Source organism: Acidovorax sp. ACV01 (assembly GCF_014851495.1).
GTDB lineage: Bacteria > Pseudomonadota > Gammaproteobacteria > Burkholderiales > Burkholderiaceae_C > Acidovorax > Acidovorax radicis.
This window is the reverse complement of the sequence record NZ_JACUZT010000002.1, coordinates 634757-658966: the sequence shown is the minus strand read 5'-3', so window position 1 is coordinate 658966 and position 24210 is coordinate 634757. Positions and strand designations below refer to the sequence as shown.

Below are 24210 nucleotides of genomic sequence, written 5' to 3'. Positions count from 1 at the left end.
CGACACCTCTCCTTCACATCTTGGGGAAGGGATGGCAGCCCTGACTAGGGCCGCTATCCCTTCCCGGGCCCGCATCACTCCTGCGGTGCCACGCCGAACTGGAACACACCCGGCTCCAGCACCGGGTTCACGGTGACCGGGATCACGCTCTTGGGCGGGAAACGCCCTTCCAGCAACAGCTTGGACAGAGGGTTCTCGATGCGCTGCTGGATCGCCCGCTTGAGCGGCCGCGCACCAAACACCGGGTCGAATCCCACCTTGGCCAATTCTGCCAAGGCCGCGTCCGACACCTGCAATTCCAAATCCATCTTCGCCAGCCGGGTTTGCAGCAACTGCAGCTGGATCTTTGCGATGGAGGCAATGTGCTGCGCATCGAGCGCGTGGAACACCACCGTCTCGTCGATGCGGTTCAGAAACTCGGGCCGGAAGTGGTTCTTGAGCTCGCCCCACACCGCTTCCTTGATGTCCTCCGAGTCCTGCCCCACCATCGCCTGGATCAGGTGCGAGCCGATGTTGCTCGTCATCACGATCACCGTGTTCTTGAAGTCCACGGTGCGGCCCTGGCCGTCCGTCAGGCGGCCATCGTCCAGCACCTGCAGCAGCACGTTGAACACGTCTGGGTGGGCTTTTTCCACCTCGTCGAGCAGCAGCACGCTGTAGGGCTTGCGGCGCACGGCTTCGGTCAGGTAGCCACCCTCCTCGTAGCCCACGTAGCCGGGCGGCGCGCCGATGAGGCGGGCCACAGAGTGCTTTTCCATGAACTCGCTCATGTCGATGCGGATCAGGTGGTCTTCGCTGTCGAACAAAAAGCCCGCCAGCGCCTTGCACAGCTCGGTCTTGCCCACGCCCGTGGGGCCCAGGAACAGGAACGAGCCCGTGGGCCGGTTGGGGTCCGACAAACCCGAGCGCGAGCGGCGGATGGCATTGGCCACCGCAGCAATCGCCTCTTGCTGGCCCACCACGCGCTCGTGCAGCTTGGTCTCCATCTGCAAGAGCTTGTCCTTCTCGCCCTGCATCATCTTGGCCACGGGGATGCCCGTGGCGCGGCTCACCACCTCGGCAATTTCTTCGGCACCCACCTGCGTGCGCAACAGGCGGCGCGTGGCGGGGGCGCCGTCCTTGCCATCCTCTTGCGCCTGCGCTTCTTTTAGCTGGCGTTCCAGGTCAGGCAGCTTGCCGTACTGCAGCTCGGCCACCTTGTTGAAGTCGCCCTTGCGGGTGAACTCCTCGATCTGGAACTTGAGCTTGTCGATGGCTTCGCGCACGTGCGCGCTGCCCTGGGCCTGGGCCTTTTCGGCCTGCCAGATCTCGTCGTAGTCGGCGATCTCCTTTTGCAGCTTGGCGATCTCTTCCTCGATCAGCCCAAAGCGCTTGAGCGACGACTCGTCCTTTTCGCGGCGCACGGCCTCGCGCTCGATCTGCAGCTGGATCAGGCGGCGGTCCAGGCGGTCCATGACCTCGGGCTTGGAGTCCATCTCGATCTTGATCTTGGAGGCGGCCTCGTCGATCAGGTCGATGGCCTTGTCGGGCAGGAAGCGGTCGGTGATGTAGCGGTGGCTCAGCTCGGCAGCGGCCACGATGGCCGGGTCGGTGATGTCCACGCCGTGGTGCACTTCGTACTTTTCTTGCAGGCCACGCAGAATGGCGATGGTCGCCTCCACAGTAGGCTCGCCCACCAGGATCTTCTGGAAACGCCGTTCCAGCGCGGCATCCTTTTCGATGTATTTGCGGTACTCGTCGAGCGTAGTCGCGCCCACGCAGTGCAGCTCGCCACGCGCGAGGGCCGGCTTGAGCATGTTGCCCGCGTCCATGGCGCCCTCGCCCTTGCCCGCACCCACCATGGTGTGCAACTCGTCGATGAAGACGATGGTCTGGCCTTCGTCCTTGGCCAGTTCGCTCAGCACGCTTTTCAGACGCTCCTCAAACTCGCCCCGGTATTTGGCACCGGCCAGCAGGGCCGCCATGTCCAGGCTGAGCACGCGCTTGCCCTTGAGCGATTCGGGCACCTCGCCAGCCACGATGCGCTGGGCCAGGCCTTCGACGATGGCGGTCTTGCCCACGCCGGGCTCGCCGATGAGCACGGGGTTGTTCTTGGTGCGGCGCTGCAGCACCTGGATGGCGCGGCGGATTTCGTCGTCGCGGCCGATCACTGGGTCGAGTTTGCCCAGGCGGGCGCGCTCGGTCAGGTCCATGCAGTATTTGGCCAGGGCGCCGCGCTGGCCCTCGGCCTCTGCGCTGTCCATCTTCTGGCCACCGCGCACGGCTTCGATCGCGGTCTCCAGGCTCTTGCGCGTGAGGCCATTGTCCTTGGCGATCTTGGCGGCTTCGCCCTTGCTGTCGATCACCGCCAGCAGGAACAGCTCGCTGGCGATGAACTGGTCGCCGCGCTTGATGGCCTCTTTCTCGGTGGCCTGCAGCACACGGCCCAGCTCGGGGCCGCCTTGCACCTGGTCATTGCCTTGCACCTGGGGCAGGCGCTTGACGGCAGCCTCGGCTGCCGCCAGCAGGCCGGGCACGTTGGCGCCCGCACGCTGCAGCAGCGCCTTGGGGCCGTCGTCCTGCTTGAGCATGGCCACGAGCATGTGCACGGGCTCGATGTAGGCGTGGTCATTGCCCAGCGCAATGCTCTGGGCATCGCTCAGGGCTTCCTGGAACTTGGTGGTGAATTTGTCGAGACGCATGTGGATGTCCTCCGAATTGCGCTGCACTTGGGGCAAATCTTCCGGAATTTCAAGACGACGCCCCCGCGCGGGCCTTGCGCCAGATCAATCATCGCCAAGGCGCCCTGATGCCCTGGACCGGTTCGTTTCATCACCGCCGATTCAGACCGCCAGCGCAGAGCGTGGCAAGGGCTGCGCATCCGTGGGCCCGCAAAGCAAAAAGCGCAGGCGGAATACCGCCTGCGCTTTTTAGGGTCCACCAGGAATTACTTGGCGGGAACGACGATCACGGTATCGCCCTTCTTGCCATCGGCTCCCGTATCGCCCGTGGCACCGGTAGCGCCGGTGGACCCCTTGGCACCGTCATAACCGGGGGCACCCGAGGAACCGGTGGCACCAGTGGCACCCGTTTCGCCCGCAGGGCCGGGAACGGCCACCGTGGCACCGGTCGAGCCGGTTGCGCCCGTAGCGCCAGCGGGGCCTGCCGGGCCCGGGACCACGACCACGGGGGCCGTGGCGGGAGGGGTAACAACCGTTTTCTCGCAAGCGGCAAGACCAAAGGTGGCGATAAGTGCAGCAAGCAGCAGGGATTTTTTCATGGGGAGCCTTGTAGGAGATGAAGCGCACGTGATGATGAAACTGTGCGGAGAGTTTCTTGCTGGCAGTGACTTTTGGCCTTCAACAGTCACTGCCAGCGGTAGCGCTAATTTATCCAGGCATCCCCTGCTGCCTTGTAGGACGGCCCGACGACTGCTTGTGGTTCCTGGCGATGCGTCATCCCGCAACCCAATGCACCGCCGGAGCCCTGGTGCCGCCGACACCTTCCATCCGGCACTTTCACAAACACTACAAAATTTATAGCTGCTAGCGCTTTATCAATAAGCGCTAGCGGCCAATTTTTCTCGAAATTTCAGTTCAAGCGCCTGCTCGTCGGCCTGTATGGCCATGCGTCGAGCGCCCCGCAACGCCAGCAACCCGGCGCACGCTGGGGTATGCGCGCTGGTCAGGCAGCACGCCGCCGCAGCGCACCCAAGCTCATCCAGCCCAACAACCCCGCCAGCAGCACCAACGCCCATTCACCCAGGGTGGGCACACTACTCGCAGCAGCTGCGGCAATCACCACCACGGAATCCGCTGACGCACCGGAGCCAAACGTCCAGGTGTAAATGCCAGGCGTGACGCCCAGGCTGGTCAAGGTGGCGCCTGCAAAAGTAGCGGTACCCGAAAGGGCGGAACCGGATGTGTAGCCTACCGGCAGCAGGACTCCCCCAGCCACACCTATCACCGCCACGGTGTCGCCCGATGTGCTGACCCCCCCCGTCTGTGCCCCCGGGCCAAAACTCATCGGCCCCGTCATGCCCAAGTAGGAAAATCCTATACCGGCTCCAGAGCACAAGCCTCCGGTACTTGGCAGTATTTGCCCCGGCATGGTGCAGGTGCCAGGACCAAAGGGGGTCAAGGCCGAGGTATTCACATTCCCACTTGCAGTCAGCACCACGTTACCGCCGGCCTCGGTCAGCGTGAACGTCAGCACTGCGAAAGCAGGACTCAGCGCCAAGCAGGACACCACAGCTACCAGGAATTTTTTCAACATATTTACTCATTCAAGAAGGAAAAGAACGGCCACCCATGGTTTGAACGGCCAGACAGGGATGGACTCACGTCGCCTTGGCATCGCTGACGTCGCAGCAATGCGTTTCAGCAAGACAGCACTGAGCACCCTCGAAGGCGTTGACACAAACTTTTTTCTAAAGATGAAAGCGTCAAGACTCGCCGGCAATGCTAAAAATGCGTTCTCCGTCGCCCTATAGTCCAATTGAGCTAGGACACAACACCCGCAGCATCAGTGGGCATGGGCGGGGGTTGGGCAGGGTACAGTCCCCGCCCATGCCACCTACCCGTGTTCTGCTGATTGACGACCACGCCATGTTCCGCACGGGGTTGCATCTGTTGCTGAGGTCTGTGCTCAGCGACCTGGAGGTGCTCAAGGCGGGCTCCATCGACGAGGCCCTGCAACAGGTGGCACCACCCCAGCTCATCCTGTTGGACGTGCGGCTTCAGGGGCTCAATGGGCTCGATGGCATGGCGCTGCTTCAGCGGCGTTGGGCCAAGACCCCCATCGTGGTGCTGACCGCAGACCCCTCACCCGACGCAATGCGTCTGGCCATGGAACGGGGCGCGTCGGCCTTCGTGTCGAAAGAGCAGACGGCGGACGACATTCTGTCGGTGGTCAAACAGGTGCTGGCACTGCCCCCTGCCGACGGGGCCTCGCCTCCAGTGCTCACCGTGCCCCAGACACCTTCTGGCCTCACCCCCCGCCAATGCGAAGTGCTGGACCAGTTGTGCCAGGGCTTGACCAACAAGGCCATCGGGCGCAAGTTGGGACTCGCAGAAAACACGGTGCGGGTGCATGTGCAGGCCATCCTGGCGCACCTGGGTGTGTCCAATCGGTCCGAGGCGGTGTTTGCCGCCCGCCGCAAGGGGCTGGTGGGATGAAACGCCCCCAACAACTTCTGCGCCTGCCTGGCGACCGCATCCTGGTCGAGCTGCTGCGCCTGCTGATGGGCAATGTGGGGCCGTCGCTGCTCCCCATCTTCCCGCTGCTGGCCATTGTGTTGTGGATGATGTCCAACCCCAGCAACGCTCTGGGCCTGTGGGTGTGGGCTGGCGCGGTAGTGGTGTCGCGGTTGGTCCATGTATTTCATGCGCGGTTCGCGCTGAGCGGCGATCTGACCGAGTCCACGGCCGTCCGCCACGTGTGGATTCTGATTGCCATCAACGGCCTCGACGGCGCCATCTGGGCGGGGCTGGCCTGGGCGGGATTGGACTCGGCCACCGTGGTGGGGACCGCTTTGGTAATGGCGGTCATGGCCGGCGTCACCGCCAACGCCATGGCCGTGACTTGTGTGGTAATGCCGGTGTTCGTGGCCTTTGCCACCAGTGCGTTGGCCTGCCTGGGCTTGAAGCTCTGGCTGATGCCCGACCCGGCCTACATCGCCATGGCCTTGATTTCGACCGTCTACGTGGCGACCCTCACGGCCCAAGGGCGCAACGGCGGGCGCGTAGCGCTCGATGCCATCACCCTGCGGTTTGAAAACATGGCGCTGATCCAGCAATTGCGCATCGAAACCGACAAAGCCCAGGCCGCTCATCAAGAAGCCGAGCACGCCAACCAAGCCAAAACCCGCTTCCTGGCCGCTGCCAGCCACGATCTGCGTCAACCCATCCACGCCCAGGGCCTGTTTCTGGAGGTGCTGTCGCGCAGCCCCTTGTCGCCCGAGCAGCAAGAAGTCCTGGCGAATGCCCGCGCCACATCCGACACCACCACCGGCATGCTGGGCACGCTGCTCGACTTCTCGCGCATCGACGCTGGCGTGGTCGAGGTGCGACGCGCTCCCTTTCACCTGCAGCCGCTGCTCAACAAGATCGACCGCGAACTGGCGCCCCAAGCTCTGGCACAGGGACTGGTGCTGCGCCTGCGCGAAACCCACGCGGCCATCGACTCCGACCCGGTCCTGGTAGAGATGATGCTGCGCAACCTGGTGTCCAACGCCATTCGCTATACGGTGCGTGGCGGGGTTCTGGTGGGATGCCGAAAGCGTGGTGACGACACGGTGCTGGAGGTTTGGGACACCGGCATTGGCATCGAAGCCGACCAGCTACAAACCGTCTTCAGGGAATTCCATCAACTGGGCAACCCTGAGCGCGACCGGGAAAAAGGCTTGGGGTTGGGGCTGGCCATCGTTGATGGCCTGGCACGGGCGCTGGGGCATGCGTTGAGCGTGCGCTCCCGGCCCAGGCGCGGCAGCGTGTTTCGTCTGCGCTTGCCCAACGCCCGCGCCACCGTCGTCGACGACCCCCCGCAAGCCGTGGCCCGCCCCATGCGCCGCTTGGACCTGCATGTGCTGGTGATTGACGACGATGCCGCCGTGCGCCACGGCATGCAGAAGTTGCTGCAAAGCTGGGGTTGCGATTGCACTGCAGTGGAGTCGATTGACCAGGCCCTGGCGGCGACGGCCCAGCGCTGCCCTCAGCTGATCATCAGCGACTACCGCTTGCGAGACCAGTGCACGGGTGCCCAGGCCATTGCTGCCGTGCGAGCCCACAGTGGCCTGCCCCTGCCCGCACTCCTGATCACTGGAGACACCGCCCCCGACCGCCTGCGCGAGGCTCTCGCCAGCAACATCCCCTTGTTGCACAAACCGGTGTCCCCCGCCCAGCTGCACGAACAAATGGTCCAGGTGACGGGCGGTTGAAACCCAAGGATTGCAAGATTTTTGGGACTCTATCGCAATACCTGCAAGCGGCAACAGCTATCAAATCAGGAGTCTACGTGTGCTTTGCGCTGCGGAATTGCGGCCACAGGGGCGTGCGATAAGAGCGGATTTCTGACAGATTGCAGCAGCAGTGAGTGGCTGGCCCCTCGCACATGAAATTGCCATGCAGGCCCACAAAGGCCCGCCTGCAAACTGCAGCGGCGGGGCATGGAGCGGTTCATTGTTGAGCAGGCAAGCCCCAACGGACGGCAGCCGCATCGTCGCTCACCCGCGCATCCACCCAGCGTGCCCCTTGGGCGGTTTCTTCCTTCTTCCAGAACGGCGCCTGGGTCTTGAGGTAGTCCATCAAAAATTCGCAGGCCTGAAAACTCTGACCCCGGTGGGCACTGGTCACGGCCACCAGCACGATCTGGTCGAGCGGCTGCAGCAGCCCCACGCGGTGGATCACGCGGGCGCCAAAAATATCGAAGCGCCGGAAGGCCTCGTCCACCATGGTTTCGATGGATTTTTCCGTCATGCCGGGGTAGTGCTCCAGCTCCATGGAAGACACCTGGTCGCCCTCATTGCGATCCCGCACGGTGCCCACAAAACTGCACACCGCGCCGACACCTTTGTTTTCACGGCGCAGCGCAGCGACTTCGGTGGACAGGTCGAAGTCCTCGGTCTGGATGGAAACACGGGGCAAGGTCATGGCACAAACTCTCTACGGGACGGGTGGCGGCAAAGGCGGATGAAAACTCAGGGAGAACGGTGCAGCCGGGGTGCGGCCAGCAATGCGCGCTCTTCCTCGACCACCCTGTGCAACTGTGCCAGCGAAGGGGAAGGTGGCAATTGCGCCAGCAGGGTTTGCAGGCGGGTGACATCACCGACCGTGGGCGCCACCTTGATCTGCGCGATGGCGGCGTCCACATTGCCGCCCCGCACCAGCGCCAGCACTTTGGCCGGCCATTCACTTTTGTTTCGTGCCATAAATAGGTAAAAAGGTTTGTCTGTACGATTCGCTCGCACTGTACCCGCACTGCTGACACCTTTGAACAGGCTCCTGTCAACGCCCATGGCCACACAAACAATTCAAACCGATCTGTACAAGCTCTATCCGTCCCCACGCAACACGGTCCGCGACGTCTTCGCGCACCAGGTCTTCGTGCCCCACCCCTACGCCATCATTGACCTGGATGTGATGGAGCTGGCGGGCAAAACAACGCTGTTTGGAGCCTGCCGCCTGTCGGACATGAAAATGGGCCAGGTGGTGACCTTCGAGTTGCCCTCTGACCAGGCCAAGTTCGAGCGGCTGTTCACACCCGACTGAGCCCACCCCATGGACGACGACAACCAGATCCACGTGCCGCCCTCCTTCATGGCGGTGTACACCGACGCACGGGGGCGTCTGACTGAAAAGGCAGATGGCGTACGGGCCCGCTACGAGCTGTGCGAAGACCTGGCGGGCCACCTGGTGGAGCACGCACAGACGCTGTACCACGTGCAGGCACCGTCTGAAACCGAGATCCTGCAGCGCATTCACGCAGGGCTGTGTACGGTTGAATCCGGTGTGTCGGTGGCCGAAGCGACATGGATCGTCACCCGGCTGGCCGAACTGCTGGTGTGGCAGTGCCCCGTGCTGGTGGCACCACTGCCCAAGCCGGTGGACGAAGAAGCCCCCCCACAACCGCCCACGCCCTGAATGGCCTTTTGCGCGGGCTGAGGCTTGGCTATACTGCGCCCCATGCCCACGCACACACTCTTTGCCATGACAGCCGCGCCTGCGGTGGCATTGCAGTGCGTGGTCAAAGCCAAAAAACCAGAGCTCATCTGACCGGAGCTGTGGTTCCGTCCGGATGAGCGACGGAACCACCTGGTAGAGAAATCCCCCTTATTTTTCTTCCCTCCCCGGCATTCCGCGCGTTCTTTTTCGGACGGTTCTTCCCTTGGTCGAACCTTGAAAGGACGCTACGCATGCCCACACTGACGACACCCTCCCCCGCGACACCCCCGGCCACCCTCCCGGCGCCCACCCGCCCCCCCTTCATCGGGCTGTGGATCGCCCTGGTCACGCCGTTCAAGGACGGCGCCGTGGACCATCCGGCCCTGACCGCCCTCACCGCCCGGCTGCGCGCCGACGGTGTTGCTGGCTTCGTTGCGTGCGGCTCGACCGGTGAGGCGGCGGCCCTCGACAAGGCCGAGCAGCTGCAGGTGCTGGAGACCGTGCTCGGAGCCGCCCAGGGCTTGTCCGTGGTGATGGGCGTGTCGGGCTACCACCAGGGCCAGGTGCTGGAACAGGTGCGGGCCCTGGCGCACTACCCGGTTGCGGGCCTGCTGGTGTCCGCCCCCCACTACATCCGCCCCTCGCAAGAAGGCCTGCTGCACTGGTTCCGGACGCTGGCCGACGCCAGCGCGGTGCCCCTGCTGATTTACGACATTCCCTACCGCACGGGTGCCACGCTCACCACCGAGACGCTGCTGGCGCTGGCGGCGCATCCGCGCATAGAGGCCATCAAGGACTGTGGCGGCAGCCCCGCCAAGACGCAGGCCCTGATCGCCGATGGCCGGTTGCAGGTGCTGACGGGTGAAGACGCGCAGATCTTCCACACGCTGGCCCTTGGCGGCGCGGGGGCCATCTCTGCCTGCGCGCACTGGCAGACACCGCGTTTTGTGGAGTTGATCGCGTTGCTGCGCTCGGGCGATCTGCCTGCGGCCCGCCACTTGTGGCAGGCCCTGCAACCCTGGGTGGAAGTGTGTTTTGCCGAGCCCAACCCTGCACCGCTCAAGGCGATGCTGGCGCACGCAGGCTGGATGTACAACGAGCTGCGCGCCCCGATGATGCCGGCCTCGACGGCGCTGCAAGATCGTTTGAAGGCGCTCTGAGGTGACTTGCCGGCGCGCGAGAGCGCCCCGGCTAACCGCCCGTTACCGGCGGAAAAAACGCCACCTCGGCCCCATCGGCCAGGGTGGCGGACTCATCGCTCAAGGTCTGGTTGAGCGCCATGCGCACGGCCCGGCCTCGTGCAAGGCTACTGGCGTGGGCGCCGCCGCGTGCGATGAGTTCGTCGCGCAGGGCGCCCAGCGTGGCGGCAGAGGTTTCGACCGCCTCGCTGCCCTGGCCGATGGCCTCTCGGATGGAGGCAAAGTAGCGCACAGACACCTTCATGACAACAGCTCCGAGAAAGCGATGAACTGCACAGTGTCTCCCGTCGCAATCGTCCGGCCCGCCGGGTTGTCCACCACGCCATCGCCCCAGGCGGCAGAAGTGAGCACGCCCGAACTCTGGTTATTGAACAGATCCAGCCCGCCCGACGCGTTGTGCCGCACGCGCAGAAACTCGCGGCGTTTATCGGCCTTGGGCCAGGTGAAATCAGCGCGGGCAGCGATGGATTGAGGAGCCACATCCTGCACACTCTGCAGGCGCTGCAAAAACGGCCGCACCAGCAGCGCAAACGTCAGGAAGCTTGACACGGGATTGCCCGGCAAGCCCATGAAATGGGCCGCACCAATGCGGCCATAGGCGAACGGTTTGCCGGGCTTCATGGCGATCTGCCACAGGTCCAGCGTGCCCAGCGTCTCCACCGCAGGCTTGATGTGGTCTTCCTCGCCCACACTCACGCCGCCGCTGGTCAGGATCAGGTCGTGTGCGGCACTCGCCTCGCGCAAGGCGTCGACGGTGGCGTCGCGCCGGTCGGGCACGATGCCAAAGTCGGTCACCTCGCAGCCCAGGCGCAGCAGCATGGCGCGCAGGAAGAAGCGGTTGCTGTTGTAGATGGCACCAGGGCGCATCTGCTCGGGCGGAACCTCGCCGGGCATGACGAGTTCATCGCCCGTGGAGAACAGCGCCACGCGCGGGCGGCGCGCCACCTGCAACTGGTGCAAGCCTATGCTGGCGGCCAGGCCCAGCTCGGCCGGGGTAAGGCGTGTTCCTGCCGTCAGCACCACAGCACCCCGGGTGATGTCTTCACCTGCACTGCGAATCCATTGGCCCCGCTTGGGCACGGCGTTGATGCGCACCTGGCCCAGGCCATCACCCTCGGTGGCAGAGGCCAACGCCTCACAGTCCTCCTGCATCAGGACCGCGTCGGCACCCGCAGGCACCGGAGCACCCGTGAAGATGCGCGCAGCCGACCCTGGCTGCAGCGGATCCCCCGCACTGCCCGCCGCAATGCGCTGTGACACCGGCAGCACCACGCCCAACTCCGTCACATCCGCGCAGCGCACAGCGTACCCATCCATGGAGCTGTTGTCCTGCGGCGGCACCTGCAGGGCCGAGACGCAGTCTTGTGCCAGCACGCGGCCGTCCGCATCGAAGGTGACGACCTTCTCTGTGCCCTGCAGAGGTGCGGCCTGCAACAACAGGTCGGCCAATGCTTCATCGAGGGGCTTCAAGGGCGTATTCAGGCGACTCATGCGAGACCCACCCCATAGAGTTCACAGTCGTAGTCGAAGCGGTGCTGGTTCTGGATCAGCCAGTCCACCACCTGGGCGGGCGCGTTGAGATCCATCAAGGGCAGTTGGGTGGGCACAGGCAGGCCCTGCGGGGCATCGGTGGCGACGGCGACCACAAAGTCGTCCTCGGGGTAACGCACGGGCTTGGCCAGCTGCCCGGCTTCGGCCGCGCGCCACACCTCCACCTTGAGCAGGTCGCTGTCCTTGAAACCTTCCACCAGCACCCAGTCCACACCCTGGTACAGCTCGGCCAGCAGGTGGTGCACACTGAGCGTGGCGGGTTGCTCGAACTCGCGCACCAGCATCAGGCGCTTGTCCGAGGCAGCCACCACCTCGAAGGCCCCCGCCTCGCGGTGGCGGTATGTGTCCTTGCCCGGGTGGTCGATGTCGAAACTATGGTGGGCATGCTTGACCACCGACACGCGCAGCCCCCGCATCCGCAGCTCGGGGATCAACTGCTCGACCAGTGTGGTCTTGCCACTGCCGGAAAAACCGGCAAAACCGACAACCTTCATCCACTGCTCCTTGGTTAGCTATTGTATTTATAGCTGCTAACGCTTATCAGACAAGCGCCAGGGGCATTTTTTATATCAAATCAAGCCATCCGGAGCCGTCCACCGCTTGCGCAGCAGCAAAACGTCTCTGGATTGTCGGCCACCCGCCTACGGGGCTGGCGCGCAGTGGCGCTCGATGTACTGCTTCACCAACTGCACGTTGGCAGGTAGGACGTGCACACGCTTGGGCAGGTCTTCGATGCCCGCGAACTTGGCGGGCCGCTCGGGTGCATGGCCCAGGGCTTCGACGATGGTTTCCGCGAACTTGATGGGCAGCGCGGTCTCCAGCACGATCATCGGCACGCTGGCGTCCTGGTGGTGCTCGCGCGCCACCTTCACGCCGTCAGCGGTGTGGGTGTCGATGGTGACGCCGTGGCGCTCGAAGTTGTCCTTGATGGTGGCCAGGCGGTCGGCGTGCGTGCTCTTGCCGCTTTCAAAGCCGTACTTGGTAGCGGCTTCGGCAAACAGCGGTTCGGCACTCAAATCGAATCGGCCATAAGCGGGCAGCGCTTTGGCAAACAACGCGTTCGTGCGCTGGCCGTTGCGGCCCAGCAGGTCGAAGATGAACCGTTCGAAGTTGCTGGCCTTGCTGATGTCCATCGAGGGGCTTGAAGTCTCGTGCGTGTCGGCCGCGGCGCGCACGCGGTACGAGCCGGTGCGGAAGAACTCGTCGAGCACGTCGTTCTCATTGGTGGCCACCACCAGCTTGTCGATAGGCAAGCCCATCTGCCGCGCCACATGGCCTGCGCACACGTTGCCGAAGTTGCCTGAAGGCACGGTGAAGCTGACCTTCTGGCTGTTGGTCTCGGTGGCCTGGATGTAGCCCGCGAAGTAGTACACCACCTGCGCCAAGAGGCGTGCCCAGTTGATGGAGTTGACGGTGCCGATCTTGTACTTGCGCTTGAAGGCCAGGTCGTTGCTCACGGCCTTGACGATGTCCTGGCAGTCGTCGAACACGCCTTCGATGGCGATGTTGTGGATGTTCTCGTCCTGCAGGCTGAACATCTGCGCCTGCTGAAAAGCGCTCATGCGGCCATGCGGGCTGGTCATGAAGACGCGCACGCCCTCTTTGCCGCGCATGGCGTATTCGGCCGCGCTGCCGGTGTCGCCGCTGGTCGCGCCCAGGATGTTGAGCTCTTCGCCGCGGCGCTTGAGTTCATATTCGAACAGGTTGCCCAGCAGCTGCATGGCCATGTCCTTGAAGGCCAGCGTGGGGCCGTTGGACAGGGCTTCGAGCCACAGGCCGTCTTCGAGGTGGCGCAGGGGCACGATCTCGCCCGTGCCGAAGACTTCGGCGGTGTACGTCTTGGCGCAGATGGCCTTCAGGTCGTCGGCGGGGATGTCGTCGATGTACAGCGACAGGATCTGGAAGGCCAGCTCGGCGTAGCCTTGCTCGTGGTAGGCCTTGCGCAGCTTGGTCAGCGTGGCATCGCTGATCTTCGGGTAGTGCTCGGGCAGGTACAGGCCGCCATCGGGCGCCAGGCCCTCCAGCAGGATGTCGCAAAACCGCTTGTGGTCGGCGTGGCCGCGGGTGGAGATGTACAGCATCAGTTCAGTTCCTCCTTGCGGATGCGCGTGATGGGTGCCAGCACCGTGGGCAGCGCCTGCATCTGAGAAATGACGGCGTCCATGGTGCCTTCGCGGGTGTCGTGGGTCAGGATGATCAGGTCGGTCTGCGTGGAGCCTTCGCCGCCGACCTCATCGGCTTCGCGCTGCAGCACGGCGTCGATGCTCACGCCGGCCTCGGCCAGCAGGCCGGTGACCTTGGCCAGCACGCCGGCCTGGTCGGCCACGCGAAGGCGCAGGTAGTAGCTGGTGACCACTTCGCTCATGGGCAGCACCGGCAGCGTGCCCATGGCATCGGTCAGTGTGTTGGCCTGGAAGGCCAGGTGCGGCACGCGGTGCTCGGGGTCGGCCGTGTGCAGGCGGGCGATGTCCACCAGGTCGGCGATCACGGCGCTGGCGGTGGGCTCGCTGCCCGCGCCCTTGCCGTAGTACAGCGTGGTGCCCACGGCATCGCCCTGCACCACCACGGCGTTCATCGCGCCTTCGACGTTGGCGATCAGGCGCTTGGTGGGCACCAGGCTCGGGTGCACGCGCAACTCGATCCCCTTGTCCGCGCGCTTGGTGATGCCAAGCAGCTTGATGCGGTAGCCCAGCTGCTCGGCGTACTTGATGTCGGCCGCGCCGAGCTTGGTAATGCCCTCGACATAGGCCTTGTCGAACTGCACCGGGATGCCGAAGGCGATGGCGCTCATCAGCGTGACCTTGTGGGCAGCGTCCACGCCTTCGATGTCGAAGGTCGGGTCGGCTTCGGCATAGCCCAGGCGCTGTGCTTCCTTGAGCACGACGTCGAAATCCAGGCCCTTGCTGCGCATCTCGGACAGGATGAAATTGGTGGTGCCGTTGATGATGCCGGCGATCCACTGGATGCGGTTGGCGGTGAGGCCTTCGCGCAGCGCCTTGATGATCGGGATGCCACCAGCCACGGCTGCCTCGAAGGCCACCATCACGCCCTTGGCCGATGCGGCCGCAAAGATCTCGGTGCCGTGCACGGCCAGCAGCGCCTTGTTGGCGGTGACGACGTGCTTGCCGGCGGCGATCGCCTCCAGCACCAGCGCGCGGGCGATGCCGTAACCGCCGATGAGTTCGATGACGATGTCGATGTCGGGGTTGGCGATGATGGCGCGGGCGTCGTTCACGACCTGAATGTCAGCACCCACTACCGATTTGGCACGCTCCACGTCCAGATCGGCCACCATGGTGATCTCGATGCCACGGCCAGCGCGGCGGCTGATCTCGTCCTGGTTGCGCGCGAGCACGTTGAACACGCCGCTGCCGACGGTGCCGATGCCCAGAAGGCCTACTTGGATGGGTTTCATAGCAATGGGGGGAAGAGTTTTTTAAGAGGGGATGGAATAGGAGGCGACACGGCGTAGCACACAATCACCGCGTGACATAGCTGGGCAACTGCCAGGCGCCACCGGCAAAGCCACGGCACATGCTGTCACCCGACTCGCTGGTCAGCACAAAACCCTGGCCGTCAAATTGCCACTGGCGCACCCACCAGCAGTCGCCGATGCCGCGCCCCTTCATGGCCGAATGCACGCTGCCCGTGGCGGGATCGAATTCGCCGTCCACGTCTTGCACAGGCTCGGGCTTGTACGGGGGCCGGTCGTTGGCCATCCACAGCAGGCTGCTGAAGTTGTAGGCCCCCATGCCGCAGGGCACGGACAGCAGCAACTTGCGCTCCGTCAGACGATAGACCTGCACGTTGGCTAGGTTGAAGGGGTCGTCGCCATTGCACTGGCCCTCCGCGCTGGCGCGGTCCAGCGCCGCGATCAGGGGCTTGGCCAGCGTTGCATCGCCCTTGCGCGTGGGCAGGGGGCTCACGGCCTTGACCACCGGTGCCGGTACGGGCGGCAGCACAGAGGCTTCAGGCCGCGTGCCACGACGCACCAGCGCGCCCGGGGTGCCCACACGGCCCTGGGCCTCGTCCATCTTGAGCAGCACGGCACTGGCCCCGGCGAGCGACAGCACCCACCGGTCCTTGCCGGCGGCGAGGGTGGCTTCTTCGTTCTTGAGCAGCTCTTGCAGCAGGCGAGGCACGTCGCCTGCCGCCACCTGCGGGGCGTCGCCTTTGAGGCCTGGCAATGAAAGCTTGCCGACCTTGAGGTGCAGCGATGCAGGGGTGGTTTTCTCCGTAGAGACCTGAAAACCCACCAGTACCGGCGTGTCAGGCCCGGCGTCGCGGGTCAGGAGGATGGAGACGGGCTCGGAGTCTCCCGACTCGGGCTGGTAGCCCACAGCCCGGCAGGTGCGGGTGTTGTCGCACTGTAGTGCCCAGTCCTTGTGCTGGAAACTGACGGCACCTTTGTTATCTGCAGCCTGTACAGGCACCAATGGAGCGGCGAACGCCAGCGCGCACGCCATGAAGCGCCAGGCCCGGTGAACATCAGAGCGAATGCGCATGGAAGATGGGCTCACTCGGCGCCACGCCACCTCAGGCAGCAGCAACAGCCACTGCCTGCTTGCGCTTGCGGTACTGCTCAAGGAAGCGTGCCACGCGGCCGATGGCGTCACGCAGGTCATCCTCATGGGGCAGAAACACGATACGGAAATGGTCGGGCGCGGCCCAGTTGAAGCCCGTGCCCTGCACCAGCATGACCTTGGTTTCCTGCAGCAGCTCCAGGAAGAACTGCTGGTCGTCCTCAATGGGGTACACGGCAGGGTCCAGGCGCGGGAACATATAGAGAGCCGCCTGCGGCTTGACGCAGGTCACGCCCGGGATGGCAGTGATGAGTTCGTAGGCCAGATCGCGCTGCTTGCGCAGGCGTCCACCCTCGCCCACCAACTCGTTGATGCTCTGGTAACCGCCCAGCGCGGTCTGCACCGCCCACTGGCCGGGCACGTTGGCGCACAGGCGCATGTTCGAGAGCATGTTCAGCCCCTCGATGTAGTCCTTGGCGGGCTTCTTGTCGCCAGATACCACCAGCCAGCCGGCACGATAGCCGCAGGAGCGGTAGCTCTTGGACAGTGAATTGAAGGTGAGTGTGAGCACATCCTCGCTCAGCGAGCCGATGGCCGTGTGCTTGGCGCCGTCGTACAGCACCTTGTCATACACCTCGTCCGCAAAGATGACCAGACCATGCTCGCGCGCAATAGCAACGATGCCCTTGAGCAGCGCGTCCGAATACAGCGCGCCCGTGGGGTTGTTCGGATTGATGACCACAATGCCCTTGGTGCGGGACGTGATCTTGGAGCGGATGTCGGCCAGGTCGGGCATCCAGCCGTTGGCTTCTTCGCACAGGTAATGCACCGGCGTGCCGCCCGACAGGCTGGCCGCCGCTGTCCACAACGGATAGTCGGGCGAGGGCAGCAGCAGCTCGTCGCCATTGTCGAGCAGCGCATTGGTCGCCATCACGATCAACTCGCTGGCGCCATTGCCCAGGTAAATGTCGTCCAGCATCACGCCCTTGATGCCCTGCTTCTGCGTCTCGTGCATCACCGCCTTGCGCGCTGCAAAGATGCCCTTGCTGTCCGAATATCCCGCCGAATTGGGCAGGTTGCGGATCATGTCGAGCTGGATCTCCTCGGGCGCATCAAACCCGAACACAGCCAAGTTGCCGATGTTGAGCTTGATGATCTTGTGGCCGTCCTCCTCCATCTGCTTGGCCGCGTCCATGATGGGCCCTCGGATGTCATAGCAGACGTTGGCGAGCTTGGCGGATTTTTGGACGGTTTTCATGCGCTGACGGTGGTGCAGTGGGGTCAGGTGGCGGCCAGAGCGGCTGGCACCTTGGCGAAACCTATAATTTGACCACAGATCACAAGCGCCCCCGGGCCCTGCGCCCCGGCCCACCCGCAGTGCCACCGCCTGCAACCCACGCCAACATCCATGAAATTCCAGCCCGACCGCTCGAACGCACAAACCATCAGCGGTTACGGCCCAGGCTGGATCGGCGTGGATGCCGAGAGGATCACGCACAGCGTCATCATCGGCTCGAATGGCCTGCGCGAAGCCTGGCCCTGCACACGTTTTGAAGACCTGACCCCCGAACACTTCGCGCAATTGGCCGCCCTGGAGACAGAGCTGATCATTTTTGGCAGTGGCACACGCAACCGGTTTCCGCCGCCGGCTTGGCTGGCCCCACTCATCGCCCGCCGACTGGGGCTGGAGACCATGGATACCCCGGCCGCCTGCCGCACCTACAACATTCTGGCCAGCGAAGGGCGAAACGTGGTGGCGGCATTGATCCTGGAAACCTGAATGGCAGGTCTGCAGCCTGCCATTCAGGCCCCAGCTTCGGCGCCGACACCTATGCAGCGCTTTGCCTAGATGCCCGGCGCTCCGGGCCGGACACACTGTCTTACATTTGGCCGAGGGGCGATTTCGGGGTAAAATCACCGGTTGCGGTCGGGGGCACCACCAAGAGCAATAACACACTAGCTCCCCCGGCTTATCAACGACTACATCCTGAGAGATTGAAGTGATATGGCGATCGTTGTCAACAAACCCCTCCCTGAATTTGAAGCCAACGCTACCGGTGGACTCAAGGTCTCCAATACCTCCCACCTTGGCCAAATTCTGGTTCTCTACTTCTATCCCAAGGACAACACGCCTGGCTGCACCACGGAGGCCATGCAGTTTCGCGACAAGTACAAGGACTTTGTGAAGGCGGGCGCCGCCGTGTTCGGCGTGTCCCGCGACAACATGAAGTCGCACGACGATTTCAAGGAGAAGCTGGAGCTGCCCTTTGAACTCATCGCGGACACCGAAGAGAAAATGTGCCACATGTTCGGCGTGGTCAAGAACAAGATCATGTACGGCAAAAAGGTCAAGGGCATCGAGCGCAGCACCTTCCTGATCGGCCCCGATGGCCTTCTGGTCCAGGAGTGGCGTGGCCTCAAGGTCCCCGGCCATGTGGATGAAGTCCTGAAAGCCGTCAAATCCATCAAGGCCCTGAAAAAGGCCGCCTGATCTGCACATTGGGGCATTGACGCGACACCCCACTTGTTTTGCCCAGGCAAGACATCGGGAGTAGGCATAATGGATTTATGCCCCTGGTTACCGCGACGTTTGTCCCTCCCCAAAAAGCCGCCTTGGCCTCCAGGCGGCTTTTTGCTTTCTGACCCCCTATTTCATTTCTTTTACCGACCGAGGCCCTGCCACCATGCCCCTGCCCCCCGCCCCCAGCCGGCGCGCTGCACTCCTCGCGCCAGAAGCCTTTGAAGTCACGGCCCGCCCTCGGGTGTCACAGACCTCTGCCAACGAGCCCGTGGTGGCGCCCGCCGCGCGCGCAACACCCGCAGCCCGCCCGGGACGCAAGGCCGACAGCGTGGCATCAGCGACCGCCACACCGGCCACTGCACCGCTCGTCCAGGTCGAGACCCGCGCCCGCGCGCCGGAGCCCGCAACCCGTCCGACCACCACACGCAAGGCGCGCACCACCGGTGCCGCACCCACGATGGCAAACGCTGCCGCACCCTCCACCACACGTGGAAGAAAGTCCGCCCCGCAAGGTCCGACCAAGCTTTTTGTGCTGGACACCAACGTGCTGTTGCACGACCCCACCAGCCTGTTCCGCTTTGAAGAACACGACATCTTCCTGCCGATGATCGTGTTGGAGGAACTGGATGGACACAAGAAGGGCATGACCGAGGTCGCCCGCAACGGCCGCCAGACCAGCCGCACCCTGGACGCCCTGGCTGGCGTGCACGGCGCCGACATCGCCCACGGCCTCAAGCTCGATTCCACAGGCCAGCGCGCCGCTGGCGGCCACCTGTTCTTCCAGACCGCGCCGCTGGACTACAGCCTGCCCACCAGCCTGCCACCGGGCAAGGCCGACAACCAGATCCTGGGCGTGGTGGAGGCATTGCGCAAGCTACACGCGCCGCGCGAAGTGGTGCTGGTGTCCAAGGACATCAACATGCGCGTCAAGGCGCGTGCCCTGGGCCTGAACGCCGAGGACTACCAGAACGACAAGACACTGGAAGACGGCGACCTGCTCTATGCCGGTGTGCTCGCCCTGCCGCCCGACTTCTGGGCCAAGAGCGGCAAGAATGTGGAGAGCTGGCAAAGCGGCGCCCACACGTACTACCGCATCGGCGGGCCCATCGTGCCGCAACTGATGATCAACCAGTTCGTGTACTTCGAAGCCCCCGGCGAGCCCAGCCTGTTTGCGCGCGTGAGCGAAATCCGCGAGAAGACAGCGGTGCTGCAGACGCTCAAGGACTACGGCTCGGCCAAGAACGCCGTGTGGGGCGTGACCACGCGCAACCGCGAGCAGAACTACGCCATGAACCTGCTCATGGACCCCGAGATCGACTTCGTGACGCTGACTGGCACGGCCGGCACCGGCAAGACCCTGTTGGCCCTGGCCGCAGGCCTGACCCAGGTGCTGGACGACCGCCGCTACACCGAGATCATCATGACCCGTGCCACGGTGAGCGTGGGCGAGGACATCGGTTTCCTGCCCGGCACCGAGGAAGAAAAGATGGGCCCCTGGATGGGCGCGCTGGACGACAACCTGGAGTTCCTTGCCAAGGGCGATGGCGGCAATGCGGGCGAATGGGGCCGGGCTGCCACCAACGAACTCATCCGCAGCCGCATCAAGATCAAGAGCATGAACTTCATGCGCGGGCGTACCTTCCTGAACAAGTACGTGATCATCGACGAGGCACAAAACCTGACGCCCAAGCAGATGAAGACGCTGATCACGCGGGCCGGCCCCGGCACCAAGATCATCTGCATGGGCAACCTGGCACAGATCGACACCCCCTACTTGACCGAAGGCTCGTCGGGTCTGACCTTTGCAGTGGACCGCTTCAAGGGCTGGCCGCACAGTGGGCACATCACGCTGGCGCGGGGTGAACGCTCACGCCTGGCAGATTTCGCCAGCGAGGTGCTTTGAGTTGGCGGTGGGCTGGGTTGCAGCACTGAAAATGGTGCCCTGGGGCGACGTCATCGAGGCGACGCCCCAGATCCTCCAAGCGGCCAGAAAGCTGCTGGGCACCACCCAAAAAGGAAATGCCGAGGCGGCTGCAGATACACTCGAAGGTGCTGGCAGCGAGCCCGCCATTCCGGTCGCCCTGCAGCTGCAGCATCTGCGCGACCGTGTCGCGCGGCTGGAGCAGGAACAGCAGGAGTCCGCGGCGCTGATCCAGTCCCTGGCCGAACAGAACGCCCAGGTGGTGCAGGCCGTGGAAGTGCTGCGCCAGCGCCATCGACAGCTCATGGTGGCCGTGGGTGTTCTGGCGGCGGGCTGTATAGGTTTGATGGTGTGGGCGCTGCGACAGTAAGGGCCACCAGCACACAACAAAGGCGAATACACAGGCGTTGCACGGCACCTTCACCCGGGCACTGCGAAAATGCTATAAATTCAATAGCTGCTGGCGCTTATAGGATAAGCGCCAGCAGCTATTTTCATTAGAAATCGTCGCCCGAGCCCATCGCCAGGTTCTCGAAACGCGTCTGGTTCTTCTGGAAGAACAGCTTCACGGTGCCAGTGGGCCCGTTCCGCTGCTTGCCGATGATGACCTCCGCGACGTTGGGCTCCTTCGAGTCCTTGTTGTAGTAGTCGTCGCGGTAGATGAACATGATGATGTCGGCATCCTGCTCAATGGCGCCCGATTCGCGCAGGTCGGACATCATGGGACGCTTGTCGGTGCGCTGCTCCACCGAGCGGTTGAGCTGCGACAGTGCGATCACCGGGCACTGCAGCTCTTTGGCCAGCATCTTCAAACCCCGGGAGATCTCGCCCAGCTCGGTGGCGCGGTTGTCCGAACTGGAGGAACCCGAGCCGCTCATGAGTTGCAAATAGTCCACCACGATCAGGCCCAGCTTGCCGCACTGGCGCGCCAGACGGCGGGCATTGGCACGCAGCTCACCCGGCGTCAGGCCAGGCGTCTCGTCGATGTGGAGCGAGACCGTGCGCAGCTTTTCAATCGCTTCCGTCAGGCGCGGCCACTCGTCGTCCGTGAGCTTGCCGGTGCGAAGGTTGCCCTGGTTCACACGGCCGATGGAGCCGACGATACGCACGGCCAACTGGGCGGCGCCCATTTCCATCGAGAAGATAGCGACCGGCAGGCCTTCATTGAGCGCCACGTGTTCGGCGATGTTCACCGCGAACGAGGTCTTGCCCATGGATGGGCGGGCTGCCAGCACCACCATGTCACCCGCCTGCAGGCCGGACGTCATGCGGTCCAGGTCGGCAAAGCCGGTGGGCACGCCAGTCACGTCCACCGGGTTGTCCGCCATCTCCTGCACCCGGTCGAGCAGGTCGATCACCAGGGTGTCGAGCGACTGAAAGCCCTGTTTGGTGCGCGAGCCCTCTTCGCCGATGGCGAAGATCTTGGCCTCGGCCTCGTCCAGGATGCGCTCGACCGTCTTGCCCTGCGGGTTGAACGCATTGGTGGAGATTTCGTCACTGGCCGTGACCAGCTTGCGCAGGATGGCACGCTCGCGAACGATTTCCGCGTAGCGGCGGATGTTGCTCGCGCTCGGTACGTACTGCGCCAGGTTGTTCAGGTAGGCCAGCCCCCCCATTTCCTGCGCCTTGCCCTGGTTCTGCAGGTGCTCGAACACCGTGATGACGTCGGCCGGCTTGCTGGCATTGATCAGCGCACCGATGGCCGAATAGACCATCTGATGCTCATGCCTGTAGAAGTGGCTCTCCACCAGCAGGTCACCCACGCGGTCCCAGGCGTTGTTGTCCAGCAGCAGCCCTCCCAGCACACTGGACTCCGCCTCGATGGAGTGCGGCGGCACGCGCAACTGGGCGATTTCGCGGTCGGGAGGGGGCGCGAAGCCTTGGTCATCCAACGGGGGAAAGACAGCAGACATGGGTTTCTCCGGACAGGGCCTGACGAAATACGTTCCCGGCACTTGCCACATCAGAGCAACGGCCGGGGGACAAGCCTGTGGGTAATCCGTGGATTACCGGTGGGCAATCATGTACAAATGGCGCGAACCAAAAGACAAAAGCCGCCCGAGGGCGGCTTCTGATGAAACACCGGGGTGTATCAGGCGGTTTCGCCGTAGACCGACACGGTCACTTCCACCACCACATCGGTGTGCAGAGCAACGTTCACGGTGCTTTCGCTCACAACCTTGATCGGGCCGTTGGGCAGGCGGATCTGGGCCTTGGCAACCTTGTAGCCCTGCTTGTTCAGTTCTTCAGCGATGTCGTGGTTGGTCACGGAACCAAACAGACGGCCATCCACGCCAGCCTTTTGTGTCAGCTTGACGGTGGTGCCTGCCAGCTTTTCACCTTGGGCTTGGGCTTCTGCCAGCTTGGCAGCTGCGGCCTTTTCGAGTTCAGCACGCTTGGCTTCGAACTCTGCCTTGGCAGCTTCCGTGGCGCGACGGGCGCGGCCAGCGGGGATCAGGAAGTTGCGGGCGTAGCCGTCTTTGACCTTGACGATTTCACCGAGGTTGCCGAGGTTCACAACCTTGTCGAGCAGGATGATTTGCATGGGTTGTGCTCCTTAGATCTTGTGCTGGTCGCTGTAAGGCACCAGGGCCAGGAAGCGAGCGCGCTTGATGGCGGTGTTCAGCTGACGCTGGAAGATGGCGCGTGTGCCGGTCAGGCGTGCGGGGATGATCTTGCCGTTTTCGGCGATGAAATCGCGCAGCGTGTCGACATCCTTGTAGTCGATTTCTTCAACACCGGTCACCGTGAAGCGGCAAAAGCGCTTGCGCTTGAACAGCAGGGACTGGGTGTTGCGCTTTGGGCGCTTGTCTTTGTTGAACTTCTTGAACGTGGCCATTGCGGACCCCTTGCAAATTAATTTTGTTGAATATCCTGGATGTGCAGCACTGCGGTCTTGCCATTGCGTGGGGTGGCTAGAAATCCACTGAAAGTCCAGAGACTTCCGATGTTCTGCCTTGCCAGACGCTCAGCCATCGCACCAAAGGCAACGGCTTTCATGGCGGCCTTGACTTCGCGGGGGTGGCCTGCCTCGGTTTGCCAGGACTCGTGTTCGAGTCGCAGCGTAAGGGCAGGCAGTCCGGCGGGTGTGTAACGCAGGGGTTCAGCCTCTGCGATACAAGCGGTCAAGACTACGCGGTTCTCCACTCCAACGGGCTGGATCAGCGCTCGGCGCGATCTGGGCGCTCGCCACGCTCACCGCCAGCAGCTGCGTATTCAGCTTGGCTGGCCTTGCGGGCTTCTTCACGCTCGACGGTCTTCATCATCGAAGAAGGACCTGCATCGGCCTTCTTCTTTTGAACCGTCAGGTGGCGCAACACGGCGTCGTTGAACTTGAAGGCATGCTCCAGTTCAGCCATCACGGCCTGGTCGGCTTCGATGTTCACGCACAGATAGTGGGCCTTGGCCAGCTTGTTGATCAGGTACGCCAGTTGACGGCGGCCCCAGTCTTCCACACGGTGCACCTTGCCACCGCCAGCGGTGATCATGCCCTTGTAGCGCTCCAGCATGGCTGGAACTTGTTCGCTTTGATCCGGATGGATCAACAAAATGATTTCGTAATGACGCATGCATACTCCTTTTGGGTAAGACCACCCACTGCGTCTTGAAGTGGTGTGGCAAGGGAAAGCCTGCGATTATAGCCCGACCTCTGCCGCTTGTACACTCAGGTCCGCCCAACTCACCGCCAGGACATACAAATAGGCGCCTGACAAACGCCTGGCCTCTTGCAAAACCAGGGGCTGGGCCGACATGCCATACAACAAAGCGCGCTGTACGCGGGGGCCGAAAGGACATACCCCTGGCGCAGACCTTGATTTGTGGTGGCACGGCCCCAACTCTCGCGCGTACTGTTCAT

General features: G+C 63.6%; 26 protein-coding genes. 9 read left to right on the top strand and 17 right to left on the bottom strand.

The window, feature by feature from the left end; translation table 11 throughout:
• Window positions 1–74 precede the first annotated feature (74 nt).
• From clpB to IB243_RS07540, 3 genes are all read right to left on the bottom strand, one after another.
• On the bottom strand, window positions 75–2681 hold the full coding sequence (clpB, locus tag IB243_RS07550; protein WP_192426055.1) for an ATP-dependent chaperone ClpB: 2607 nt from the start codon (window positions 2679–2681) through the stop codon (window positions 75–77).
• 245 nt (window positions 2682–2926) lie between these two features.
• Window positions 2927–3259 (bottom strand): collagen-like protein, encoded by a 333-nt coding sequence (locus IB243_RS07545; protein WP_057226880.1) that lies wholly within the window; start codon window positions 3257–3259, stop codon window positions 2927–2929.
• A gap of 404 nt (window positions 3260–3663) precedes the next feature.
• A complete protein-coding gene (locus IB243_RS07540; RefSeq protein ID WP_225584793.1) occupies window positions 3664–4017 on the bottom strand; it encodes an IPTL-CTERM sorting domain-containing protein in 354 nt (117 codons plus the stop codon).
• Between the two features lie 530 nt (window positions 4018–4547).
• On the opposite strand from IB243_RS07540, the gene IB243_RS07535 reads away from it, so the two are divergent.
• Together IB243_RS07535 and IB243_RS07530 are read left to right on the top strand one after the other, a co-directional pair.
• Window positions 4548–5156 carry a response regulator transcription factor gene (locus IB243_RS07535; protein WP_192426053.1) on the top strand — a complete coding sequence of 203 codons (609 nt, stop codon included), beginning with the start codon at window positions 4548–4550 and terminating at the stop codon, window positions 5154–5156.
• Window positions 5153–6916 (top strand): hybrid sensor histidine kinase/response regulator, encoded by a 1764-nt coding sequence (locus IB243_RS07530; protein ID WP_192426052.1) that lies wholly within the window; start codon window positions 5153–5155, stop codon window positions 6914–6916. The genes IB243_RS07535 and IB243_RS07530 overlap by 4 nt, the downstream gene beginning before the upstream one ends.
• A gap of 238 nt (window positions 6917–7154) precedes the next feature.
• On the opposite strand, the gene IB243_RS07525 is transcribed toward IB243_RS07530, so the two are convergent.
• Together IB243_RS07525 and IB243_RS07520 are read right to left on the bottom strand one after the other, a co-directional pair.
• Window positions 7155–7628, bottom strand: a complete 474-nt coding sequence (locus IB243_RS07525) for a molybdenum cofactor biosynthesis protein MoaE (protein WP_192426051.1) — start codon at window positions 7626–7628, stop codon at window positions 7155–7157.
• Between the two features lie 47 nt (window positions 7629–7675).
• Window positions 7676–7906 (bottom strand): hypothetical protein, encoded by a 231-nt coding sequence (locus IB243_RS07520; RefSeq protein ID WP_192426050.1) that lies wholly within the window; start codon window positions 7904–7906, stop codon window positions 7676–7678.
• Between the two features lie 85 nt (window positions 7907–7991).
• Between IB243_RS07520 and IB243_RS07515 the strand changes: the two genes are divergently transcribed.
• The 3 genes from IB243_RS07515 (at window position 7992) to dapA (ending at window position 9799) form a co-directional block, all read left to right on the top strand.
• Window positions 7992–8246, top strand: a complete 255-nt coding sequence (locus tag IB243_RS07515; RefSeq protein WP_192426049.1) for a hypothetical protein — start codon at window positions 7992–7994, stop codon at window positions 8244–8246.
• A gap of 9 nt (window positions 8247–8255) precedes the next feature.
• Window positions 8256–8618 (top strand): hypothetical protein, encoded by a 363-nt coding sequence (locus IB243_RS07510; RefSeq protein WP_010463868.1) that lies wholly within the window; start codon window positions 8256–8258, stop codon window positions 8616–8618.
• Window positions 8619–8890: 272 nt separating this feature from the next.
• Window positions 8891–9799 carry a 4-hydroxy-tetrahydrodipicolinate synthase gene (dapA, locus tag IB243_RS07505; RefSeq protein ID WP_192426047.1) on the top strand — a complete coding sequence of 303 codons (909 nt, stop codon included), beginning with the start codon at window positions 8891–8893 and terminating at the stop codon, window positions 9797–9799.
• A 31-nt stretch (window positions 9800–9830) separates the two neighbouring features.
• Here the strand turns inward: dapA and moaD are convergent, their stop codons facing one another.
• The 7 genes from moaD to IB243_RS07470 form a co-directional block, all read right to left on the bottom strand.
• Window positions 9831–10082 carry a molybdopterin converting factor subunit 1 gene (gene moaD / locus IB243_RS07500; protein WP_010463863.1) on the bottom strand — a complete coding sequence of 84 codons (252 nt, stop codon included), beginning with the start codon at window positions 10080–10082 and terminating at the stop codon, window positions 9831–9833.
• Complete coding sequence (glp, locus tag IB243_RS07495; RefSeq protein WP_192426045.1) at window positions 10079–11329, bottom strand: gephyrin-like molybdotransferase Glp; 1251 nt, start codon at window positions 11327–11329, stop codon at window positions 10079–10081. The genes moaD and glp overlap by 4 nt, the downstream gene beginning before the upstream one ends.
• Window positions 11326–11883 (bottom strand): molybdopterin-guanine dinucleotide biosynthesis protein B, encoded by a 558-nt coding sequence (mobB, locus tag IB243_RS07490; RefSeq protein WP_192426044.1) that lies wholly within the window; start codon window positions 11881–11883, stop codon window positions 11326–11328. Before mobB ends, glp begins: the two co-directional genes overlap by 4 nt.
• Before the next feature lie 147 nt (window positions 11884–12030).
• Window positions 12031–13470 carry a threonine synthase gene (thrC, locus tag IB243_RS07485; protein WP_192426043.1) on the bottom strand — a complete coding sequence of 480 codons (1440 nt, stop codon included), beginning with the start codon at window positions 13468–13470 and terminating at the stop codon, window positions 12031–12033.
• Window positions 13470–14804 (bottom strand): homoserine dehydrogenase, encoded by a 1335-nt coding sequence (locus IB243_RS07480; RefSeq protein ID WP_192426042.1) that lies wholly within the window; start codon window positions 14802–14804, stop codon window positions 13470–13472. The genes thrC and IB243_RS07480 overlap by 1 nt, the downstream gene beginning before the upstream one ends.
• A gap of 64 nt (window positions 14805–14868) precedes the next feature.
• Entirely contained in the window at window positions 14869–15894 is a 1026-nt protein-coding gene (locus tag IB243_RS07475) for a DUF1176 domain-containing protein (RefSeq protein ID WP_225584792.1), read from the bottom strand.
• 31 nt (window positions 15895–15925) lie between these two features.
• Window positions 15926–17170, bottom strand: coding sequence for a pyridoxal phosphate-dependent aminotransferase (locus IB243_RS07470; RefSeq protein ID WP_057226858.1), 1245 nt, complete (start codon window positions 17168–17170; stop codon window positions 15926–15928).
• Window positions 17171–17320: 150 nt separating this feature from the next.
• Here IB243_RS07470 and IB243_RS07465 point away from each other — a divergent pair, with 150 nt between their 5' ends.
• The 4 genes from IB243_RS07465 (at window position 17321) to IB243_RS07450 (ending at window position 20724) form a co-directional block, all read left to right on the top strand.
• Window positions 17321–17692 carry an Mth938-like domain-containing protein gene (locus tag IB243_RS07465; RefSeq protein ID WP_057269942.1) on the top strand — a complete coding sequence of 124 codons (372 nt, stop codon included), beginning with the start codon at window positions 17321–17323 and terminating at the stop codon, window positions 17690–17692.
• A 225-nt stretch (window positions 17693–17917) separates the two neighbouring features.
• Complete coding sequence (locus tag IB243_RS07460; RefSeq protein WP_010463846.1) at window positions 17918–18403, top strand: peroxiredoxin; 486 nt, start codon at window positions 17918–17920, stop codon at window positions 18401–18403.
• A 193-nt stretch (window positions 18404–18596) separates the two neighbouring features.
• A complete protein-coding gene (locus IB243_RS07455; protein WP_192426040.1) occupies window positions 18597–20336 on the top strand; it encodes a PhoH family protein in 1740 nt (579 codons plus the stop codon).
• A gap of 31 nt (window positions 20337–20367) precedes the next feature.
• Window positions 20368–20724 carry a hypothetical protein gene (locus IB243_RS07450; protein WP_370540320.1) on the top strand — a complete coding sequence of 119 codons (357 nt, stop codon included), beginning with the start codon at window positions 20368–20370 and terminating at the stop codon, window positions 20722–20724.
• Between the two features lie 127 nt (window positions 20725–20851).
• Here the strand turns inward: IB243_RS07450 and dnaB are convergent, their stop codons facing one another.
• The 5 genes from dnaB to rpsF all read right to left on the bottom strand — a co-directional run bounded on the left by dnaB (window position 20852) and on the right by rpsF (window position 23923).
• Window positions 20852–22267 carry a replicative DNA helicase gene (gene dnaB / locus IB243_RS07445; protein WP_010463840.1) on the bottom strand — a complete coding sequence of 472 codons (1416 nt, stop codon included), beginning with the start codon at window positions 22265–22267 and terminating at the stop codon, window positions 20852–20854.
• A gap of 179 nt (window positions 22268–22446) precedes the next feature.
• Complete coding sequence (rplI, locus tag IB243_RS07440; protein WP_010463838.1) at window positions 22447–22899, bottom strand: 50S ribosomal protein L9; 453 nt, start codon at window positions 22897–22899, stop codon at window positions 22447–22449.
• A gap of 12 nt (window positions 22900–22911) precedes the next feature.
• Window positions 22912–23193, bottom strand: a complete 282-nt coding sequence (gene rpsR / locus IB243_RS07435; RefSeq protein WP_005795932.1) for a 30S ribosomal protein S18 — start codon at window positions 23191–23193, stop codon at window positions 22912–22914.
• Window positions 23194–23210: 17 nt separating this feature from the next.
• Window positions 23211–23501 (bottom strand): primosomal replication protein N, encoded by a 291-nt coding sequence (gene priB / locus IB243_RS07430; protein ID WP_010463825.1) that lies wholly within the window; start codon window positions 23499–23501, stop codon window positions 23211–23213.
• A gap of 14 nt (window positions 23502–23515) precedes the next feature.
• On the bottom strand, window positions 23516–23923 hold the full coding sequence (rpsF, locus tag IB243_RS07425) for a 30S ribosomal protein S6 (protein WP_029414072.1): 408 nt from the start codon (window positions 23921–23923) through the stop codon (window positions 23516–23518).
• Between the last annotated feature and the right edge of the window lie 287 nt (window positions 23924–24210).

Excerpts from the sequence above, each read along its gene's own strand:
- clpB (WP_192426055.1), bottom strand. The coding sequence starts at position 2,681 with ATGCGTCTCGACAAATTCACCACCAAGTTCCAGGAAGCCCTGAGCGAT.
- IB243_RS07545 (WP_057226880.1), bottom strand. The coding sequence starts at position 3,259 with ATGAAAAAATCCCTGCTGCTTGCTGCACTTATCGCCACCTTTGGTCTT.
- IB243_RS07540 (WP_225584793.1), bottom strand. The coding sequence starts at position 4,017 with ATGACGGGGCCGATGAGTTTTGGCCCGGGGGCACAGACGGGGGGGGTC.
- IB243_RS07535 (WP_192426053.1), top strand. The coding sequence starts at position 4,548 with ATGCCACCTACCCGTGTTCTGCTGATTGACGACCACGCCATGTTCCGC.
- IB243_RS07530 (WP_192426052.1), top strand. The coding sequence starts at position 5,153 with ATGAAACGCCCCCAACAACTTCTGCGCCTGCCTGGCGACCGCATCCTG.
- IB243_RS07525 (WP_192426051.1), bottom strand. The coding sequence starts at position 7,628 with ATGACCTTGCCCCGTGTTTCCATCCAGACCGAGGACTTCGACCTGTCC.
- IB243_RS07520 (WP_192426050.1), bottom strand. The coding sequence starts at position 7,906 with ATGGCACGAAACAAAAGTGAATGGCCGGCCAAAGTGCTGGCGCTGGTG.
- IB243_RS07515 (WP_192426049.1), top strand. The coding sequence starts at position 7,992 with ATGGCCACACAAACAATTCAAACCGATCTGTACAAGCTCTATCCGTCC.
- IB243_RS07510 (WP_010463868.1), top strand. The coding sequence starts at position 8,256 with ATGGACGACGACAACCAGATCCACGTGCCGCCCTCCTTCATGGCGGTG.
- dapA (WP_192426047.1), top strand. The coding sequence starts at position 8,891 with ATGCCCACACTGACGACACCCTCCCCCGCGACACCCCCGGCCACCCTC.
- moaD (WP_010463863.1), bottom strand. The coding sequence starts at position 10,082 with ATGAAGGTGTCTGTGCGCTACTTTGCCTCCATCCGAGAGGCCATCGGC.
- glp (WP_192426045.1), bottom strand. The coding sequence starts at position 11,329 with ATGAGTCGCCTGAATACGCCCTTGAAGCCCCTCGATGAAGCATTGGCC.
- mobB (WP_192426044.1), bottom strand. The coding sequence starts at position 11,883 with ATGAAGGTTGTCGGTTTTGCCGGTTTTTCCGGCAGTGGCAAGACCACA.
- thrC (WP_192426043.1), bottom strand. The coding sequence starts at position 13,470 with ATGCTGTACATCTCCACCCGCGGCCACGCCGACCACAAGCGGTTTTGC.
- IB243_RS07480 (WP_192426042.1), bottom strand. The coding sequence starts at position 14,804 with ATGAAACCCATCCAAGTAGGCCTTCTGGGCATCGGCACCGTCGGCAGC.
- IB243_RS07475 (WP_225584792.1), bottom strand. The coding sequence starts at position 15,894 with ATGCGCATTCGCTCTGATGTTCACCGGGCCTGGCGCTTCATGGCGTGC.
- IB243_RS07470 (WP_057226858.1), bottom strand. The coding sequence starts at position 17,170 with ATGAAAACCGTCCAAAAATCCGCCAAGCTCGCCAACGTCTGCTATGAC.
- IB243_RS07465 (WP_057269942.1), top strand. The coding sequence starts at position 17,321 with ATGAAATTCCAGCCCGACCGCTCGAACGCACAAACCATCAGCGGTTAC.
- IB243_RS07460 (WP_010463846.1), top strand. The coding sequence starts at position 17,918 with ATGGCGATCGTTGTCAACAAACCCCTCCCTGAATTTGAAGCCAACGCT.
- IB243_RS07455 (WP_192426040.1), top strand. The coding sequence starts at position 18,597 with ATGCCCCTGCCCCCCGCCCCCAGCCGGCGCGCTGCACTCCTCGCGCCA.
- IB243_RS07450 (WP_370540320.1), top strand. The coding sequence starts at position 20,368 with ATGGTGCCCTGGGGCGACGTCATCGAGGCGACGCCCCAGATCCTCCAA.
- dnaB (WP_010463840.1), bottom strand. The coding sequence starts at position 22,267 with ATGTCTGCTGTCTTTCCCCCGTTGGATGACCAAGGCTTCGCGCCCCCT.
- rplI (WP_010463838.1), bottom strand. The coding sequence starts at position 22,899 with ATGCAAATCATCCTGCTCGACAAGGTTGTGAACCTCGGCAACCTCGGT.
- rpsR (WP_005795932.1), bottom strand. The coding sequence starts at position 23,193 with ATGGCCACGTTCAAGAAGTTCAACAAAGACAAGCGCCCAAAGCGCAAC.
- rpsF (WP_029414072.1), bottom strand. The coding sequence starts at position 23,923 with ATGCGTCATTACGAAATCATTTTGTTGATCCATCCGGATCAAAGCGAA.